The 20079-nt window shown below is 47.3% G+C and carries 16 protein-coding genes and 1 other annotated feature; of the genes, 15 read left to right on the forward strand and 1 reads right to left on the reverse strand.

The genetic code is table 11. The features are described 5' to 3' along the window. The first annotated feature begins 12 nt into the window (after nt 1-12). The 3 genes from ACQCVH_RS01080 (at nt 13) to pheT (ending at nt 4617) form a co-directional block, all read left to right on the forward strand. Nucleotides 13-765 (forward strand): TrmH family RNA methyltransferase, encoded by a 753-nt coding sequence (locus ACQCVH_RS01080; protein ID WP_426834085.1) that lies wholly within the window; start codon nt 13-15, stop codon nt 763-765. Between the two features lie 78 nt (nt 766-843). Further along, nucleotides 844-1091 (forward strand) — a binding site (T-box leader). A gap of 61 nt (nt 1092-1152) precedes the next feature. Next, nucleotides 1153-2190, forward strand: a complete 1038-nt coding sequence (gene pheS / locus ACQCVH_RS01085; RefSeq protein WP_426834086.1) for a phenylalanine--tRNA ligase subunit alpha — start codon at nt 1153-1155, stop codon at nt 2188-2190. A gap of 12 nt (nt 2191-2202) precedes the next feature. Next, entirely contained in the window at nt 2203-4617 is a 2415-nt protein-coding gene (gene pheT / locus ACQCVH_RS01090; protein ID WP_426834087.1) for a phenylalanine--tRNA ligase subunit beta, read from the forward strand. 429 nt (nt 4618-5046) lie between these two features. On the opposite strand, the gene rnhC is transcribed toward pheT, so the two are convergent. After that, a complete protein-coding gene (gene rnhC / locus ACQCVH_RS01095; protein WP_426834088.1) occupies nt 5047-5973 on the reverse strand; it encodes a ribonuclease HIII in 927 nt (308 codons plus the stop codon). Nucleotides 5974-6192: 219 nt separating this feature from the next. Here rnhC and zapA point away from each other — a divergent pair, with 219 nt between their 5' ends. The 12 genes from zapA (at nt 6193) to uvrC (ending at nt 20037) form a co-directional block, all read left to right on the forward strand. Then, complete coding sequence (gene zapA, locus ACQCVH_RS01100; protein ID WP_022544258.1) at nt 6193-6453, forward strand: cell division protein ZapA; 261 nt, start codon at nt 6193-6195, stop codon at nt 6451-6453. 8 nt (nt 6454-6461) lie between these two features. Beyond that, nucleotides 6462-7004 (forward strand): CvpA family protein, encoded by a 543-nt coding sequence (locus ACQCVH_RS01105; protein WP_224898528.1) that lies wholly within the window; start codon nt 6462-6464, stop codon nt 7002-7004. Nucleotides 7005-7199: 195 nt separating this feature from the next. Then, a complete protein-coding gene (polX, locus tag ACQCVH_RS01110; protein ID WP_426834089.1) occupies nt 7200-8921 on the forward strand; it encodes a DNA polymerase/3'-5' exonuclease PolX in 1722 nt (573 codons plus the stop codon). A gap of 85 nt (nt 8922-9006) precedes the next feature. Further along, the gene (locus ACQCVH_RS01115) at nt 9007-11361 is read left to right on the forward strand and encodes an endonuclease MutS2 (RefSeq protein WP_426834090.1); all 2355 of its coding nucleotides are present in this window, start codon (nt 9007-9009) and stop codon (nt 11359-11361) included. A gap of 14 nt (nt 11362-11375) precedes the next feature. Then, on the forward strand, nt 11376-11780 hold the full coding sequence (locus ACQCVH_RS01120; protein WP_224898534.1) for a DUF350 domain-containing protein: 405 nt from the start codon (nt 11376-11378) through the stop codon (nt 11778-11780). Nucleotides 11781-12079: 299 nt separating this feature from the next. Beyond that, nucleotides 12080-13783, forward strand: a complete 1704-nt coding sequence (locus ACQCVH_RS01125) for a long-chain-fatty-acid--CoA ligase (protein WP_426834091.1) — start codon at nt 12080-12082, stop codon at nt 13781-13783. 282 nt (nt 13784-14065) lie between these two features. Then, complete coding sequence (locus ACQCVH_RS01130) at nt 14066-14650, forward strand: fatty acid metabolism transcriptional regulator FadR (RefSeq protein ID WP_257991994.1); 585 nt, start codon at nt 14066-14068, stop codon at nt 14648-14650. Nucleotides 14651-14701: 51 nt separating this feature from the next. Further along, a complete protein-coding gene (locus ACQCVH_RS01135; protein WP_426834092.1) occupies nt 14702-15475 on the forward strand; it encodes an enoyl-CoA hydratase in 774 nt (257 codons plus the stop codon). Nucleotides 15476-15625: 150 nt separating this feature from the next. After that, nucleotides 15626-16399: an electron transfer flavoprotein subunit beta/FixA family protein gene (locus ACQCVH_RS01140; protein WP_224898542.1), complete on the forward strand. Its 774-nt coding sequence runs from the start codon at nt 15626-15628 to the stop codon at nt 16397-16399. Nucleotides 16400-16437: 38 nt separating this feature from the next. Then, nucleotides 16438-17415 (forward strand): electron transfer flavoprotein subunit alpha/FixB family protein, encoded by a 978-nt coding sequence (locus tag ACQCVH_RS01145; RefSeq protein ID WP_426834093.1) that lies wholly within the window; start codon nt 16438-16440, stop codon nt 17413-17415. Between the two features lie 273 nt (nt 17416-17688). After that, complete coding sequence (gene trxA, locus ACQCVH_RS01150) at nt 17689-18003, forward strand: thioredoxin (RefSeq protein WP_009796020.1); 315 nt, start codon at nt 17689-17691, stop codon at nt 18001-18003. Nucleotides 18004-18264: 261 nt separating this feature from the next. Beyond that, the gene (gene uvrC / locus ACQCVH_RS01155) at nt 18265-20037 is read left to right on the forward strand and encodes an excinuclease ABC subunit UvrC (RefSeq protein WP_426834094.1); all 1773 of its coding nucleotides are present in this window, start codon (nt 18265-18267) and stop codon (nt 20035-20037) included. Nucleotides 20038-20079: the final 42 nt, after the last annotated feature.

Genomic DNA, 20079 nt, shown 5'->3' on the forward strand with positions numbered 1-20079 from the left:
GGAGAGACCGTGTTGAAGCATATTCAATCTGCAAATAATCCGCAGATCAAACAATGGAGGAAGCTGCTGGCCAAGAAAGAGCGCGATAAAACGGGCATGTTCCTTGCTGAAGGCTATCACCTGGCGGAGGAAGCCCTAAAGGGAGAAAAAGCTACCGAGCTGATCATCAGTGAAAATGCAGAGCTGCCTGCCCGCTGGAATTATGGCGAGCTTCCGGTAACAATAGTGACCGATGAAATTATAAAATCACTTTCAGACACCGAAACTCCCCAGGGGGTCATCGCGGTATGCAAAGAAGAAAAAATGCTGCCCGCTTCTGTAAAGGGCAGTACCTTCCTGCTGATAGATGCTGTACAAGATCCAGGCAATCTGGGAACCATGATCAGGACTGCAGATGCTGCCGGAATTGATGCAGTGATAGTCGGGAAAGGCAGTGCAGATATCTATAACCCTAAGGTTCTCCGGTCCGCCCAGGGCAGCCACTTCCATCTTCCAATCATAAGAGGCAGCCTCGATGAGTGGATGGACAGGCTTAAGGAAGAGGAAATACCGGTCTACGGAACCGCGCTTGAAAATGGATCATCTTACAAGGAGACCCAGCCGGCCGGGCGTTTTGCGCTCCTCGTCGGGAATGAAGGGAGCGGGGTCAGTCCTGATCTCCTGGAGCGGACAGACAAGAACCTTTATATCCCGATATACGGAAAAAGTGAGTCGCTCAATGTAGCGGTTGCAGCAGGCATTCTTCTGTATTATCTGAAGAATTGAATTGGGCCTGCAAAAACTTGAAAAGAGTTTGAAACAAAGGGAAGAATATACTATAATAAACAGCAAAACTGCATTACATAAAAAGCGATGATGGAGAAAAGTAGCTTATAAAAGCTCAACAGGGATAAAATGCCGTGACTGGAAGCATTTTAGAGTGTTTTTTAAGTGAAGTTCACCTCCTGAGCTGGCATCGGGAACATTTGCGGACAGCGCAAATCGAAAGATGCCCCCGGCACAGCCGTTATCTGAATGAAGCGAACAGCACCTTCTTTGAAAGGCGGCTGTTAATAAGGGTGGTACCGCGAATCCAAAACCTCGTCCCTTAACAGGGAGGGGTTTTTTATTTTGCCTAAAAATATCGCTGATACGTAAAAAGGAGGAAAAAAGATGCAAGATCGTTTAAAAGAATTGCAGCAGGAAGCTTTAACTTCAGTTGAAAAAGCTGAGAACCTGAAAGAGCTCAATGATATCCGTGTTTCTTATCTTGGCAAAAAAGGCCCGATTACTGAGGTACTGAAAGGGATGGGCAAACTGTCGGCGGAAGAACGCCCGAAAATGGGGGCACTGGCAAATGAAGTGCGCGACAGCATCTCTACAGCCATTGAAGAAAAACAGGTAAAGCTCGAGAGTGCAGCTGTTGAACAAAAGCTGGCTGAAGAGACCATTGATATCACCCTCCCGGGAAGCCCTGTCAGAACCGGGACTCATCATGCGCTGACAAAGATTGTGGAAGAAATCGAAGACCTGTTCATCGGAATGGGCTATAGCGTAGCAGAAGGCTATGAGGTAGAAAGCGACTATTATAATTTTGAGGCGCTGAACCTGCCGAAGGGCCATCCGGCAAGGGATATGCAGGATTCTTTCTATATAACGGAAGAAACGCTTCTCCGCACGCATACTTCACCTGTACAGGCACATACGATGGAGGCGAACGAAGGGAAAGGGCCTGTCAAAATCATCTGTCCAGGTAAGGTATACCGCCGCGATAACGATGATGCCACCCATTCCCACCAATTCATGCAAATCGAGGGTCTTGTTGTAGCTGAGGGAATCAGCATGGCAGATTTAAAGGGAACACTTGAAGTGTTTGCTAAAAAGATGTTCGGCGATGAAAGGGAAATCCGCCTCCGCCCGAGCTTCTTCCCGTTCACAGAGCCTTCTGTTGAAGTAGATATTTCCTGTAAGATCTGCGGCGGAAAAGGCTGCAGTGTCTGCAAGGGCACCGGCTGGATCGAAGTCCTTGGTGCAGGCATGGTCCATCCGCATGTACTTGAGATGGCAGGCTATGATCCTAAGAAATATACCGGCTTTGCATTCGGCATGGGCGTAGAGCGGATTGCAATGCTGAAATATGGCATAGATGATATCCGCCATTTTTATACAAATGACATTCGTTTCTTGAAACAATTTTCAGTACAGGAATAGGAGGACTGCTTTATGTTGGTTTCATATAAATGGCTGCAGGAATATGTAGATCTATCCGGCATCTCCGCAGCAGAATTGGCAGAAAAGATTACAAAGAGCGGAATAGAAGTCGAAGGAATTGAAACATTGAACGAAGGCATTAAAGGGGTAGTGATCGGTCACGTGCTGGAACGCGAGCAGCACCCGAATGCCGACAAGCTGAATAAATGCCTTGTAGATACGGGCGGGGAAGAGCCTGTACAGATTATCTGCGGTGCGCCGAATGTGGATAAAGGCCAGAAGGTTGCCGTTGCAACAGTAGGAGCTGTCCTGCCGGGTAATTTCAAGATCAAGCGTGCAAAGCTGCGCGGTGAAGAATCAAACGGCATGATCTGCTCTCTTCAGGAGCTTGGGATCGAGGGCAAGCTTGTGGCAAAGGAGTTCTCTGAAGGCATCTTTGTTTTCCCGAATGATGTGGAAGTGGGCCAGGATGCGCTTGAAATGCTGAACAGAGATGATCATGTCCTTGAACTCGGCCTTACTCCTAACCGTGCGGACTGCCTGAGCATGCTCGGCGTTGCTTATGAGGTTGCGGCCATTCTGGGAAGAGAAGTGAAGGTCCCATCCCCGCAGGCAGCAGGATCAGCTGAAAAAGCTTCAGACTATATCACTGTGAATGTTGAAGCTAAAGAAGACAATCCGCTTTATGTGGCAAAAGTAATTAAAAACGTGAAAGTCGGCCCTTCTCCTCTATGGATGCAGACGAGGCTGATGGCTGAGGGCATCAGGCCTCATAATAATGTGGTCGATATCACGAACTATGTTCTGCTTGAATACGGCCAGCCGCTCCATGCTTTTGACTATGGACGACTTGGTTCCAAAGAAATCCTTGTACGCCGCGCGAATGAAGGTGAAACCATTGTCACACTGGATGATGCAGAAAGGAAGCTTTCAGCAGATCATCTTGTCATTACGAATGGAAGTGAGCCTGTAGCGCTTGCAGGTGTAATGGGCGGCGCAAATTCCGAGGTGCAGTCAGATACAACGACAGTCCTTCTTGAATCTGCTTATTTCACAGCGGGGACGATCCGCAAATCTTCAAAAGACCATGGCCTGAGAAGTGAAGCCAGCACCCGCTATGAAAAGGGGGTAGACCCTAACCGTGTCCGTGCTGCAGCAGAAAGAGCGGCTGAACTGATGGAGAAGTATGCATCAGGCGAAGTTCTTGAAGGAGCCGTTGAATCTGATTCACTTACACTTGAGCCAGCCGTCATCTCCATTTCCCTGGAAAAGATCAACAGGGTGCTCGGAACTGAACTGGCAATGGGAGAAGTAGAAGATATCTTTGCCCGCCTTCAGTTTGAAGCATCTGCTGACAATGGTTCCATTACCGTAACAGTCCCAAGCCGCCGCGGGGATATTACGATCGAGGAAGACTTGGTTGAAGAAGTGGCAAGACTGTATGGCTATGATAATCTTCCTGTTACATTGCCTTCCGGCGAATCTACTCCTGGAAGCCTGACAGAGTATCAGAAAAAGCGCCGCACCGTCCGCCGCTATCTTGAAGGTGCGGGTTTATTCCAGGCAGTGACCTATGCTTTGACAAGCGAAAAAAAAGCAGGCCAATATGCCATTGAAAGCCGCGAACCGATCAAGCTGGCGATGCCGATGAGCGAAGACCGGAGCATCCTGCGCCAAAGCATTGTGCCGCAGCTGCTCGAGGTATTGAAATACAACACAGCCCGCCAGAATGACAGCCTCGCCGTATATGAGACAGGTTCCGTATTCCTGTCGAATGGCAGCGAGAGCCTTCCGGAGGAGCGCGAGCATCTCGCAGCTGCCGTCACTGGCCTTTGGCACTCCCACCCGTGGCAGGGAGAGAAAAAGCCGGTCGACTTCTTCGTGTTAAAAGGAATTGCGGAAGGCTTATTTGCCCGCCTCGGTCTTGAAGGTAAAGTTGAATTCCGCCGTGCAGCAATCGACGGCATGCACCCGGGCAGAACGGCGGAAATCGTCCTTTCCGGCAAGAAAATCGGTTTTATCGGCGGAGTCCATCCAACAGTCGAGAAGGATCTTGACCTGAAGGAAACCTATGTATTTGAGCTTTCCCTCAAGGATGTACTTGAAGAAGAAACTGCGCCGCTTCAATATCAAGCGATTCCGCGCTACCCGTCCATTACTAGGGACATCGCCCTTGTGATTGATTCTGAAAAAGAAGCAGGAGAGCTGGAGCATATCATCAAGGAAGCTGGCGGAAGCCTTCTCAAAGAAGTAGCAGTGTTCGACCTTTATGAAGGAGACAGAATGGAGGCTGGCAAAAAATCGCTTGCATTCTCCCTGAAATATTTTGACCCGGAGAAAACACTGACAGATGAAGATATCGCCAAAGCCCATGATAAAGTGCTTGAAGCGGTAAAAGAAAAAGCCGGAGCAGTATTGCGCGGCTAATAAAAACGCCTGACATAAAAGATGTCAATTTGCAGACAAAAAAGGGGTACGGAAATTCTTCCGTACCTCTTTTTGAGCTTACTAATTTTATTGAAGGCATCTGTTGTATCTTTCCAATAGGAGTAAAGCAGGATAACATAAAGTGCACAAGTTTATATGTTTATGACTTTCTTTTCCTGTTATATATCATAATGACGGAGAATATCCCTTTGTTTCTATTGCAGAATTGCCCCAAAAGTTTAAAAAGCCCTGTTGATCGGAATGGAAGGCACGCAGACTCCTGCGGGATTGCAGCGGAAATGTTGAGACCCCACAGCGCGCAGCGCGAGGAGGCTCAACTTCGCCCCGCGGAAAGCGAAGTGCCTGGAGTGCAGATCAACAGCCCCATAATTACTGAAAACTTCCTGCGAACTTAATTCTTTCTTGCCATTAAATGCCCGCAATCCGCGAAGCTTTCTCTGTATTAGCGAAATGCAGCTTTACAAAATCAGGCAGTGCCTGCTTACCTTTAGCCTTGATCAGCCGTGCAGCAGCTTTATCGACCTGGGCACCGGCTCCTTTTGGCAGGGTAAAGCCGGCTTCTTCGCTGAGTTTGTCAAAATACCGCAGGAAGGCATAGCGGGCAAGGATCGAAGCGGCGGCGACCGAAAGGTGGATGCCTTCAGCCTTTGTGCTGAAGTAGACATTTTCCCTTTGTATCACTGACTGCCCTTTCAAATGATTATAGTACACATCTTCTTTTGCAAACTGGTCAATCAGAATGGCTTCAGGCTTTTCAGGGGAGATCTTTTTCAGTACATTGCCGATCGCCTGGTTATGCAGGAGGGCTTTAATTTTCCCCTGAGACATGCCTGACTGCTGCAGCTGATTGTATTTGCTGTTTCTAAGGGTCAGCAGGCTGTACGGGACAACCTCTTTTATTTCCTTGGCAATCCTGATGATCTGCTCGTCTTTTAGATTTTTTGAATCTTTTACGCCCAGTTCCTTAAGCAGGGGGAGGTTTTCTTTCTTCGCATATGCTGCGACTACGGTTATGGGTCCAAAATAATCCCCTGTCCCGACCTCATCTGAACCGATGACAGAAAGGCTTTCAAAAGAAGGAGGAAGGCGGGAGCCTTGAGGGCTTTTGGGTGATGCCGCCTTTTTTTCGGCTGTGCTTCCCCATTTTGCCGCTTCTGACGCAGAGCCGGCCCCTTGGAAAAGCACCTTCCCGGATTTATATGCAGTGATGCTGCAGTTTGCCGTTTTGGCGGCAAATATGCCTCCCTGGGGAGTTTTCCCCGTCAGGTTTGCCGCATAATAGGCTTTCATCTGTTCGATTTCCGCTGGACGCTTCTGAAGTACAACATGGCTCATATCCACCACTCCTAAAAAAGATATATTATTTATGTATGATCCAAAGACTAAATCATTTTTAACTTTCAGCATCAGGAGCTTATGATAGTGACTGGCTGATCCCTGATAATCTGCATCATTCCCCTTGTTGCGGCTTAATTTGACAGGCTTTGACTTCCCACTCTTTTACGTTCATGTTATCATATAGATTAGGATTTGGAAGGAATGGGGGCATTAGCGTTGTCAGATACGCAGAAAAACCGCACAAGTGTTGATATTTATGGACAGCAGTATGTCATCGTCGGCCAGGAAAGCTCAGGCCATATCCGGCTTGTCGCTTCTATGGTTGATGAAAAGATGCGCGAAATAAGCTCCATGAATCCTTCACTTGACAGCAGCAAGCTTGCCGTCCTGACGGCAGTCAATGCCGTTAATGATTATATTAAGATATTAGACCGCCTTGAACGGCTTGAAGATGAATTAAAAAGAGTAAAGGACTGAACAGGGTCATGTTGGATCTCGCCATTTTGGTAATACTGGTTTTTGGATTTTTTATGGGATTAAAAAGGGGTTTTATCCTTCAGCTCATCCATTTAGCAGGCTTCATCGTTGCTTTTATTGCAGCTAATATGTACTATGATGATCTCGCTCCCAAGCTGAACCTCTGGGTACCCTACCCGAATTTCGGAAGCGATTCTTCCCTTCAGCTGTTTTTCGACAATGCCAATATGGAGGATGCCTATTATCGCGCCATTGCTTTTGTCGTGATTTTTTTTGCTGTGAGGATCATTCTGCAGATCATCGGCAGCATGCTGGATTTTGTATCTTCACTGCCTGTGCTGAAGCAGCTCAATGTCTGGGCAGGCGGACTGCTCGGTTTTGCTGAAGTCTATCTTATCATTTTTATCCTATTATACATAGGAGCACTGCTCCCTGTGGAAGCAGTCCAGCAGCCGATCAATGATTCCGGCACGGCAAAGTTTATCATAAACCATACACCTGCACTTTCGCAGCAGCTTAAGGAAATGTGGATTGAATATAAGGCTGCATAACTTCTCTTTGCGCAGAGAAGTTTTCTTTTTATAATGCTTTGTTAGCAATGTTTAACACATGTTTCTTAAAAAATCATGATAAAAGGCTATGTTTGCTATTATACTTATGTTCTCTCCTGGACGGAATGGGAGAATAATCGCTGTTTCAGGGTAAGGATAAAGAGAGAGAATGTTCTAAAGGCAGGTGCAGAAAAAATGAACCCGAATAAAAAAGATGTGGTAAGACTATTGGAGACAATAGCAGTATATATGGAATTGAAGGGTGAAAATCCGTTCAAGGTCGCGGCGTTCCGGAAGGCTGCAGGAGCCCTGGAAGCAAATGATGACAAGTTTTCAGAAATAAAGGATTTCACGAAGCTTTCCGGTATCGGTAAAGGGACGGCTGCGGTCATCGAGGAATATATCGAAGAAGGAACATCAACCGCACTGAAGGAGCTGCAGGAAGAAGTGCCTGCAGGGCTCATCCCGCTGCTTCAGCTCCCTGGCCTTGGCGGCAAGAAAATAGCGAAGCTCTATAAGGAGCTTGGGATAGAGGACGCCGAAGACCTTGAGCAGGCTTGCAGGGACAGCAAAGTTCAGGCGCTTGCAGGCTTCGGAAAGAAAACAGAGGAAAAAATCCTTGAAGCGCTGGCCAATGCCGGCAAAAGGCCGGATCGTCTCCCGGCTGCCTTTATGCTTCCGATCGCAGAGGATATTGAAGCAAGGCTTGCAGGGATGGAATCGATTATCCGGTTCTCAAGGGCAGGCAGTCTGCGCAGGATGCGGGAAACAGTCAAGGACCTTGATTTTATCATTGCTTCCGATGATCCTTCATCAGTCAAAGAAGCCCTGCTCAGCCTTCCAGGCATTAAGGATGTCATTGCTGCAGGCGACACAAAAGTCTCGCTGACATTTAACCACCAGTATGATGTGTCTGCTGATTTCCGGATCGTCTCACAGGATGAACTTGCGACAGCGCTCCATCATTTCACTGGTTCTAAGGATCATAATGTGCGGATGCGCCAGCTGGCAAAGGAACGCGGAGAAAAAATAAGCGAGTATGGTGTTGAGAATGCCGAAACGGGCGAAATTCTTACTTTTAAGGATGAAGCAGCCTTTTATGCACATTTCGGACTTCCATTCATCCCTCCTGAAATCCGCGAGGACGGCCGTGAGGTAGATGAATTTAAGACAGGCATGGAGCTCATTTCCCTGGAAGATATAAAGGGAGATCTTCATATGCACTCCACCTGGAGCGACGGTGCCCACACTATTGAAGAAATGGCAGAGGCATGCCGCAAAAGAGGCTATCAATATTTGGCCATCACTGATCATTCTCAGTACCTGAAGGTAGCAAATGGACTGACGCCGGAAAGACTGAGAAAGCAAATGGAAGAGATCAGGAGTTTGAATGAAAAATATGACGACATCAAAATCCTGACAGGGATCGAGATGGATATCCTCCCTGATGGGACGCTCGATTTTGAAGATGACTTGCTGGCAGAAGTTGATGTGGTCATCGCCTCGATCCATTCCTCCTTCAGCCAGCCAAAGGATAAAATAATGGAACGTCTGAAGACCGCCCTGATGAACGGCCATGTGGATATCATCGCCCACCCGACCGGCAGGCTGATCGGCCGGAGGGAAGGCTATCAGGTGGATATGGAAATGCTGATCGAGCTTGCCAGGGAGACAAATACTGCCCTGGAGCTGAATGCCAACCCGAACCGGCTTGATTTGGCAGCAGAACATTTAAGGAAGGCACAGGAGGCGGGAGTGAAGCTTGTCATCAATACAGATGCGCATAAGCTTGACACTCTCGTCCATATGGAAATCGGTGCTGCAGCAGGGAGAAAGGCATGGCTGAGGAAGGAAAATGTGATAAATGCTTACAGCATGGAAGAACTTCTTTCCTTCCTTAAAAGGAATGATGGATGATCCCTTTGTTAAAGGCGGAGAATTACAGCCGGACTTGAGGGCTTATATAGAGAAGGACTAGAAAGAAAAAGGGAGGAATTACTCCATGGATTCACGGGTGCTTAAGGTGCTTGAATTTAATAAAGTCAGGGAGCAGCTGCTTGAGCATGTGTCATCTTCGCTTGGACGCAGCAAAGCAGAAGTGCTCCTTCCTTCTGCCGATTACGAAGAAGTGGTGCGGCTGCAGGAGGAAACAGATGAAGCGGTTAAAGTGCTGCGGATAAAAGGCAATATTCCGCTTGGGGGGATTTTTGATATCCTTCCCCATGTAAAAAGATCAGTGATTGGAGGCATGCTGAGCCCCCAGGAACTGGTGCAGATTGCAAGCACAGTTCATGCAAGCAGACAGCTGAAGCGCTTTGTTGATGATTTTTCAAACGAAGAATCTGAACTGCCGATACTGACTAAGTATATGGATAGGGTAATCGTGCTGGCTGAGCTTGAAGAGGCCATCCGCATGGCAATCGATGAAAACGGCGAAATGCTGGATAGTGCGAGCGATGCCCTCCGGTCCATCAGAACACAGCTCCGCACAAGGGAGTCACGTGTGCGTGAGCGGCTGGAGAGCATGATCCGCTCTTCCAATGCTGCAAAAATGCTGTCGGATGCCATTATCACCATCCGGAATGACCGTTTTGTCATCCCGGTCAAACAGGAATACCGCGGCCATTACGGGGGAATCATCCACGATCAGAGTTCTTCAGGGCAGACGCTGTTCATTGAACCTCAGGCAATTGTGCAGCTGAACAATGAGCTGCAGAGCATCAGGGTGAAGGAACAGCAGGAAATTGAGCGCATACTAGTGGAACTTTCCGGACGGACGGCGGCCTATCAGCCGGAGCTTGATATTATCGTCGAGGTCCTGGCAGAGGTTGACTTTATGTTTGCAAAGGGAAGATACAGCAGGAGGCTAAAGGCCTCCAAGCCTGAAGTGAATAATGAGCGAAGGATCAATCTATTCAAGGCAAGGCATCCGCTTTTGCCGATAGATGAAGCAGTGGCTAACGATATTTCCTTAGGCAAGGATTATACCACCATTGTGATTACAGGACCGAATACCGGAGGAAAGACTGTAACGCTTAAGACTGTGGGATTATGTACGCTGATGGCCCAGGCTGGGCTTCAGATTCCTGCTCTGGATGGTTCAGAGGTGTCTGTATTTGGAGCTGTCTATGCTGATATCGGGGATGAGCAGTCTATTGAACAAAGCTTGAGTACATTTTCTTCCCATATGGTTAATATTGTTGACATTTTAGCTAAGGCGGATTTTGAAAGCCTCGTTCTCTTTGATGAGCTTGGGGCTGGGACAGATCCGCAGGAAGGGGCAGCCCTTGCCATTTCCATCCTTGATGAGGTGTACAAAAGGGGCAGCCGCGTTATTGCGACGACCCATTATCCTGAACTGAAGGCTTATGGCTATAACAGGGAAGGAGTTATCAATGCAAGTGTCGAATTCGATATTGAGACGCTCAGCCCTACTTATAAGCTCCTGATCGGGGTGCCGGGCCGGAGCAACGCCTTTGAAATCTCCAGGCGCCTTGGCCTCGACAATTCTGTCATTGAATCTGCACGCTCCCATGTGAGCGAGGACAGCAGCCAGATCGAGAACATGATTGCGTCTCTTGAGGACAGCAGGCGCCAGGCGGAAAAAGAGCTGGAAGAAGCCCACGAGCTCCTTCGCGGTGCTGACATGCTCCACAAGGATATGCAGAAGCAGATGATGGAGTATTATGAGCAGAAGGATGAAATGCAGGAAAAGGCTGCTGCCAAAGCCGCTGACATTGTTGAGAAGGCGAAAGCGGAAGCAGAAGAGATTATCCGTGATCTCAGAAAAATGCGCATCGAAAAGCATGCTGAAGTGAAGGAGCATGAGCTGATCGACGCGCGGAAGAAGCTGGAGGATGCTGCACCGAAAGTCAGCAAAAGCAAAAAAGAAGCAAGAAAGTCTGACAAGCATGATTTTGCAGCCGGGGATGAAGTGAAGGTACTGACCTTTGGCCAAAAAGGACATCTTCTGGAAAAGGCTTCAGATGATGAGTGGCAGGTTCAGATCGGCATCCTGAAAATGAAGGTAAAAGAACGGGACCTGGAATTTATTAAGAGTCCAAAGCCGAAGGAAACCAAGGCAATGGCCATCGTAAAAGGCAGGGACTCCCATGTGGGCCTTGAGCTGGACCTGCGCGGCGAGCGGTATGAGGATGCACTGATCAGGGTCGAGAAATATATTGATGATGCGCTCTTATCCAATTATCCCCGCGTCTCCATCATTCATGGGAAAGGGACAGGGGCTCTGCGCCAGGGAGTGCAGGAATACTTGAAGAACCACAGGTCTGTGAAGCGTATCCGTTTCGGGGAAGCGGGGGAAGGCGGATCAGGCGTAACCGTGGTGGAGTTCAAATGATGGGGAGAGTCTGAATGAACGGTTTTTGGGAAAATGAGTATATCCAGACAGCAGCATATTACAGCGTCGTCATTTTGTGCATGATTGTGTTTTTGGCCATTTTTGAACTTGTCACTAAATATAAAAACTGGGAAGAAATCAAAAATGGCAATATTGCTGTAGCCATGGCAACAGGAGGAAAGATATTCGGGATTGCCAATATCTTCAGGCATTCCATTTCACAGCATGATTCACTTTTCACTATGATCGGCTGGGGCGTCTTCGGTTTTTTCCTTTTGCTGACAGGCTATTTCATTTATGAATTCCTGACCCCGAAGTTCAGGATCGATGAAGAAATCGAAAATAATAACAAGGCGGTCGGATTTATATCCATGGTCATTTCAATCGGATTGTCATATGTCATCGGGGCAGGCATCTAACAGGGAGCGGGAGAACTGTGGAAAAATTGGCGAAAATTCTTATGGTGCTTTGCGGACTATTTATAGTCATCGGAGCCGTGTATATACTTTTTATCGCATAAAGTAGAAGCCGCCGGCATATGGCGGCAAAAACTGCAGATAAACCCGCAGAGACGGGCATGTCTGCAGTTTTTTAATTTTTCAAGAACCAAACAGCAGGTCCTTTGGCTTATACAGATTGTCATGATTATTTCCTTATACTATAATGAATGGGAACAGTTAGAATGTTCTAACAAATCATTTTTGAAGGAGGGAAAAAAATGACAGAAGAAAGGCCTTGGCTTCAAAGCTATCCGGAAGATATCCCCCCGACTTTGACATACAAAGACGAACCGGTACAGCAGTATTTAAAAAGAGCAGCAGAGGAGTTTCCATCCAAAAGCGCCATTCACTTTATGGGCAGGGAATTTACGTTTAAGGAGGTGTATGAGCAGGCACTCAAGCTTGCCTCCTATCTTCAGGGGCTGGGCATTGAAAAAGGGGACAGAGTGGCCATCATGCTTCCCAATACTCCGCAGTCAGTCATCAGCTACTATGGCATCCTGATAGCAGGCGGGGTGGTAGTCCAGACCAATCCGCTCTATATGGAAAGAGAAATTGAGTACCAGATGAAGGACTCCGGGGCAAAAGCGATCATAACACTTGATATTCTGTTTCCGCGTGTTTCAAAGGCTGTCCCAAAAACAGGGATCGAACATGTAATTGTAACCGCTGTCAAAGATGCGCTCCCTTTCCCGAAGAACCTTGTCTACCCATATATCCAGAAAAAGCAATATGGCATTGTAGTCAATGTGAAGCATGAAGGAAATAACCATTTGCTGAAGGAAATATTGAAGCGTCCCATCGGCAGCCTGAAGGAGCATAGCTTCGACTATGAAGAAGATATCGCCCTTCTGCAATATACCGGCGGGACCACAGGATTTCCCAAAGGGGTTATGCTTACCCACAGGAATCTTGTCAGCAATGCTTCCATGTGCCAGGCCTGGCTCTATAAATGCCGCCGCGGGGAAGAAATTGTTCTCGGCCTGCTGCCTTTTTTTCATGTATACGGCATGACCACCGTGATGATCCTTTCCATCATGCAGGCGTATAAAATGGTCTTGCTTCCGAAATTCGATGCCGAGACAACGTTGAAAACAATCCAAAAGCAAAGGCCAACCCTTTTTCCGGGAGCGCCAACCATCTATATAGGGCTTCTTAACCATCCGGATCTTCAGAAATATGACCTGTCATCAATCGATTCCTGCATCAGCGGCTCAGCTCCCCTGCCGGTTGAAGTACAGCAGCGTTTTGAGGAAGTGACGGGAGGAAAGCTTGTTGAAGGCTACGGGCTGACAGAATCTTCGCCGGTCACCCATTCAAATTATTTATGGGACCGTCCGCGTGTGAAAGGAAGTATAGGTGTCCCATGGCCTGATACAGATGCTGCAGTATTTTCAATGGAAAACGGCGAAAAGCTGCCTCCCGGGGAAGTTGGGGAAATAGCAGTAAAGGGTCCTCAGGTCATGAAAGGCTACTGGAACCGTCCGGAGGATACGGCCCAGACTCTAAGGGACGGCTGGCTCCTTACAGGTGATCTTGGGTATATGGACGAATCAGGCTATTTCTATGTCGTGGACCGCAAAAAAGATATGATCATTGCCGGAGGGTTCAATATTTACCCGCGTGAAATAGAAGAAGTCATCTATGAACATCCGGGCGTACAGGAAGTTGTGGCTGCAGGAATCCCTGACCCATACAGAGGGGAAACGGTCAAAGCCTATATAGTCTTGAAAGAAGGGCATGAGGCAACCGAAGAAGAATTGAATGAGTTTGCCCGCAAGCACCTTGCTGCCTACAAGGTTCCAAGGGTCTATGAATTCAGGAGTGAGCTCCCGAAAACAGCCGTCGGCAAAATACTCCGCCGGGCACTTGTAGAAGAAGAGAAAAAGAAATTGGAAGAAGAACAGAAAAAGCAAGCCTGATCGTTTTTAAAATAATGGATAATAGAGTAAAGTATAAACAAACAGATTCAGATCCTTCCTGAGGCCGGATCTCCATTCGGACTCTTTATTTTGGAGAATTGGGCTTGTCCGCTACAGCAGCGGCAGGAAAAATTATCATGATAAATTCTTGACAACTATTACTTGTGATACTATTATAAAAATATGAATGATGATTCATTCATTTTAGCACAAAGGAACAATCTGCATGACAGCATTATCCCTTTCTTTGCGCTTTTTGATAAATTGAACGGGGGAAAAATGTTGAAGAAGAATAAACCTAAATATATGCAAATCATTGAAGCTGCTGTAGTAGTTATAGCAGAAAACGGCTACCATCAGGCCCAGGTTTCGAAAATTGCGAGACAGGCCGGGGTGGCTGACGGGACGATATACTTATATTTTAAGAATAAGGAAGATATCCTGATTTCACTTTTTGAAGAGAAAATGGGATCCTTTGTTGAAAAAATCGAACAGAATATTGCAGGAAATGACTCAGCCACAGAGAAATTATTAATGATGGTCGAAAATCATTTCAAGCTTTTATCTGAAGATCACCATCTGGCCATTGTCACCCAGCTTGAATTAAGGCAGTCCAATAAGGATTTGCGCTTAAAAATCAATGACGTGCTGAAAGGCTATTTAAAGGCGATCGATCAGATACTTGCATCAGGGATTGAAACCGGGGAATTTTCACCCTCGCTTGATATCAGGCTGGCCAGACAGATGATCTTCGGCACAATAGACGAAACTGTAACGACCTGGGTCATGAACGACCAAAAGTACAGCCTGACTGATCTGGCCCCTGCTGTCCATAAGCTGCTTGTGCATGGCTGTTCAAACCGCTAGGGCAGGCAAAACCTGATATATGAGTAAACCGACGATTATAGGAGGGGAAATATGGAGTATTTAACTTGGTCGCATCAGGACATGGTTGCAGAGATTGCAATCAGCCGGGCTCCTGCAAACGCGCTTTCTTCCGGTCTGCTGAAAGAGCTTTCCGGTGTACTGGATGAAATCGAAGAAACACACGAGGTTCGGGTGGTCCTCATTCGTGGGGAAGGCCGCTTCTTCTCAGCAGGCGCTGACATTAAAGAATTTACAGAAGTAGAGTCCAGCGGCGACTTTTCTAAACTGGGCAAGTTCGGCCAGGATCTGTTCGAAAGGATGGAATCATTTCCAAAGCCGATCATTGCCGCCATTCACGGAGCTGCGCTCGGAGGGGGCCTTGAGCTTGCCATGGGCTGCCATTTCAGGCTGGTATCCGAAACAGCCAAGCTGGGCCTTCCTGAGCTTCAGCTGGGCCTTGTCCCGGGCTTTGCCGGCACACAGCGGCTGCCAAGGCTGGTAGGATCTGCGCGGGCAGCGGAAATGCTGTTCACAAGTGATCCGATCACAGGCATCCAGGCTGTCCAGTATGGCTTGGCTAACCACGCATTCCCGGAAGAAGAGCTGCTGGAAAATGCGTTTAATATGGCAAAGAAAATTGCCAGGAAGAGCCCGATCGCACTGAAAGCTGCAATTGAGCTTCTCAACTATTCCAAGCATGCTGAGTTTTATAAAGGGGTGGAAAAAGAAGCTGAACTCTTCGGAGAAGTATTCGCCTCTGAAGATGGGCAGGAAGGAATTTCAGCTTTCATTGAAAAAAGAGAGCCTGCTTTCAAAGGAAAATAAGTGCTGTATAAGAGTTTTTCCCTCAGCTTCATGGCTGGGGATTTACTCCGCCTTGAATTTTCCCAATCTTTTAAACTGACGTTTTTTTCAAAAATGTAAACGCACACAATTTTTTAATTCATCTAACCTATCAATTTGGGAGGGAACATAATGAATATTTATGTCTTATTGAAAAGAACCTTTGATACTGAGGAGAAAATTTCCATTTCAGGCGGCCAGATCAATGAAGATGGCGCAGAGTTCATCATTAATCCGTACGATGAGTATGCCGTCGAAGAAGCCATCCAGGTAAGGGATGAGCATGGAGGTGAAGTCACGGTCATTTCCGTAGGCACGGAGGAAGCTGAAAAGCAGCTCCGTACTGCACTTGCGATGGGAGCTGACAAAGCGGTCCTGATCAATACGGAAGATGATGTGGAAGCAGGCGACCAGTTCACAACTGCCAGGATTCTGTCCGAATACTTAAAGGACAAAGAAGCCGATTTGATTCTGGCAGGCAATGTGGCCATTGACGGCGGCTCAGGCCAGGTTGGCCCGCGTGTTGCAGAGCTGCTGGATATCCCTTATATCACTACTATCACAAAACTGGACATCAGCGGTACAACAGCTACAATTGTCCGGGATGTTGAAGGTGATTCTGAAGTGATTGAAACAAGCCTTCCTCTGCTCGCTACAGCTCAGCAGGGCTTGAATGAACCAAGATACCCATCTCTCCCTGGCATCATGAAGGCGAAGAAAAAGCCGCTTGAAGAGCTTGAGCTGGATGATCTTGACCTTGAAGAAGACGATGTAGAGGCGAAGACAAAGACGATCGAAATATATCTTCCTCCGAAGAAGGAAGCCGGTAAAGTGCTGGAGGGGGACCTGGAAGACCAGGTTAAAGAGCTTGTCAGCCTTCTTCACACTGAAGCGAAAGTCATCTAATTCATTGATACAGAATAAATACTCAGGAGGTACACAAAATGGCTAGAAAAGTATTGGTATTGGGCGAAGTCAGGGATGGATCATTGCGCAATGTATCGTTCGAAGCAATTGCAGCTGCCAAAACTGCATCTGAAGGAGGAGAGGTTGTCGGCGTTCTGATCGGGGACTCAGTCAGCGCTTTGGGAGCAGAGCTGATCCAGTACGGTGCAGACAGGGTTGTTACAGTGGAGGACGAAAAGCTGAAGCAATATAGTTCAGACGGCTATTCACAGGCACTCCTGGCTGTCGTGGATTCCGAAAATCCGGAAGGGATCGTGTTCGGACATACGGCGCTTGGGAAAGACCTGTCGCCGCGGATCGCAGCAAAGCTTGAATCCGGCCTCATCTCTGATGCAGTCAGTGTCGAAGAAAGCGGCGGAAATATTGTATTCACTCGCCCGATTTATTCAGGCAAGGCTTTTGAAAAGAAGATCATCACAGATGGGCTGATTTTTGCAACGATCAGGCCAAACAATATCGCTCCGCTTGAAAAGGATGAGTCACGCACTGGGGATACAGCTTCACTTTCTGTAGAAATTAAAGACCTGCGCACAATCATTAAAGAAGTGGTGAGAAAAGCATCAGAAGGGGTGGACCTCTCTGAAGCGAAAGTAATCGTAGCGGGAGGACGAGGAGTCAAGAGTGAAGACGGCTTCGGGCCGTTGAAGGAGCTTGCGGATCTTATGGGAGGAGCAGTAGGGGCTTCCCGCGGTGCCTGTGACGCAGAGTACTGTGATTATTCACTTCAGATCGGACAGACTGGTAAAGTGGTTACCCCGGATCTTTATATTGCATGCGGCATCTCCGGAGCCATCCAGCACTTAGCAGGGATGTCCAATTCAAAGGTGATTGTAGCCATCAATAAAGACCCTGAAGCAAATATCTTCAAAGTGGCAGACTACGGAATCGTCGGAGACTTGTTTGAAGTACTCCCGCTGCTGACAGAGGAATTCAGGAAAGTCGTTGTAAACGCATAATGAGGGGAGCGGCACAAGCCGCTCTTTCTCTTTTGACCCCGGGTTTTAATAGGGCAAAATCATGAATATATCAGCGTTAAAAGGGTATATTACGGACGAAACAGATTATTAGCTTCGTCAGGGAAACGGTGATATACTGTCATTAGAATTCGAGCTGGCGGTTTTTGATTGGGCAGCCAGGCATAGATATGCTGCCCGGGAAAACTGTATTGTTCAATCTGAATCCAGACGGGACTTCCCGGCAAACTCTATACTTTTTAGGAGGCATATATTATGGCAATTACAAATGCAACTGATCAAACTTTTGCAACAGAAACTGGCTCAGGCCTGGTTCTTGCTGACTTCTGGGCACCTTGGTGCGGACCATGCAAAATGATTGCACCAGTGCTTGAAGAGCTTGACAGCGAAATGAGCGACAAAGTGAAAATCGTTAAGATCGATGTAGATGAAAACCAGGAAACAGCAGGCAAGTTCGGTGTCATGAGCATTCCTACACTGCTGGTGCTTAAAGATGGCGAAGTCGTTGACAAAGTTGTCGGCTTCCAGCCAAAAGAAGCTCTTTCCGAACTTCTTTCAAAACACGCGTAAACATTGCAGATGGCCCCGGTTCTAAGAGCCGGGGTTTTGTTATGTACAATATTGCCTTTTGTCTCCTGATGCCGGGTTAGAAGTTATCATAAAAAAAGAAGGTATTGACTCAGTCTAATGGAATTTTTATAATAGTAATCTTGCCCTCCATTTCTATTTTGCTTTTTTCCTTTTGTTTTTTTTATTAAAATGGAAGGGCGGCATTTAAAAAATTGTTACGCAATGCGTGTATATAGATGATTTTGCACCGGGGGTGAATATATGAACGAAAGAATCAAGAATAAGCTGATGCTGCTGCCGGACCAGCCTGGCTGCTACCTTATGAAAGACAGGCAGGATACCGTGATCTACGTTGGGAAGGCAAAGGTATTGAAGAACCGTGTGCGCTCCTACTTTACCGGTTCACATGACGGCAAAACGCTCCGCCTGGTAAATGAAATTGAGGATTTCGAATATATTGTCACATCATCAGATATGGAAGCCCTCATTCTTGAAATGAACCTGATCAAAAAGTATGATCCAAAATACAATGTCATGCTGAAGGACGACAAAAGCTACCCGTTCATCAAGCTGACCGCGGAACGCCATCCAAGGCTGATCACAACCCGGAATGTCAAAAAAGACAAAGGGAAGTACTTTGGGCCATATCCGAATGTCCAGGCGGCTAATGAAACGAAGAAGCTGCTCGACCGGATTTATCCGCTGAGGAAGTGTTCAACCCTGCCTGACAGGGTCTGCCTTTACTATCATATGGGCCAGTGCCTGGCGCCATGCGTCAAGCCGGTCAGCGAAAAGCAGTATAAAGATATTGTCGATGAGATTGCACGGTTTTTGAATGGCGGCTACAAAGACATCAAGAAAGAGCTTACGGTCAAAATGACGGCCGCGGCAGAGGAACTGGATTTTGAAAGGGCGAAGGAACTGAGGGACCAGATTGCCCATATTGAAGCAACAATGGAAAAACAGAAAATGACATCGACCGATTTTACTGACCGCGATGTGTTCGGCTTTGCCGTCGATAAAGGCTGGATGTGTGTTCAGGTCTTCTTTATCAGACAAGGGAAGCTGATTGAAAGAGATGTTTCGCTGTTCCCGGTATACAGTGAGCCGGAGGAAGAAATGCTCACCTTCATGGGCCAGTTCTATACAAAGGCAAACCATTTTAAACCGCGTGAAATTCTGGTGCCGGATACTGTGAATGAAGAACTGGCAGAAAAGCTGCTGGAAGTAAAGGTGCTGAAACCGCAGCGCGGCCAAAAGAAAGATCTGGTCAAGCTGGCAGGGAAAAATGCCAGGATTGCCCTTCAGGAGAAATTCTCCCTCATAGAACGGGATGAGGAACGGACGATCAAAGCGGTTGAAAACCTTGGCAGGCAGCTGGGCATTTATACGCCCCACCGGATTGAAGCTTTTGATAATTCCAATATACAGGGCACTGACCCGGTTTCAGCCATGATTGTTTTCATTGACGGTAAACCGGAAAAGCGTGAATACAGGAAATATAAGATTAAGACAGTCAAGGGCCCGGATGATTATGAATCCATGCGCGAGGCTGTAAGGAGGCGGTATACCAGGGTGCTGAAAGAAGGTCTGCCCATTCCGGACCTTATTATTGTTGATGGCGGGAAAGGCCATATTGAATCCGTTAGGGATGTACTTGAAAATGAGCTGGGGCTCGATATCCCGATATCCGGCCTTGCCAAGGATGAAAAGCACAGGACCTCCCAGCTTTTACATGGAAATCCGCTGGAGATCGTTCCGCTTGAACGGAACAGCCAGGAATTTTATCTGCTGCAGCGTATCCAGGATGAAGTCCACCGCTTCGCCATCACCTTCCACCGTCAGCTCCGCGGAAAAAGCGCCTTCCAATCATTATTGGATGACATTCCTGGAATTGGCGAGAAGAGGAAGAAGCTGCTTTTGAAAACCTTCGGATCCGTAAAGAAAATGAAGGAAGCCGGCTTGGATGAATTTACGGCAATCGGAATTCCGGCAAATGCCGCACAGGAATTAAAAAATAAATTATCTGAATAGCATTGATATAAAAAAAACGCTATGATATAATGATTTCAACTT

This window comes from Bacillus infantis (assembly GCF_050107595.1).
GTDB classification, from domain to species: Bacteria; Bacillota; Bacilli; order Bacillales; family Cytobacillaceae; genus Bacillus_AB; species Bacillus_AB infantis_C.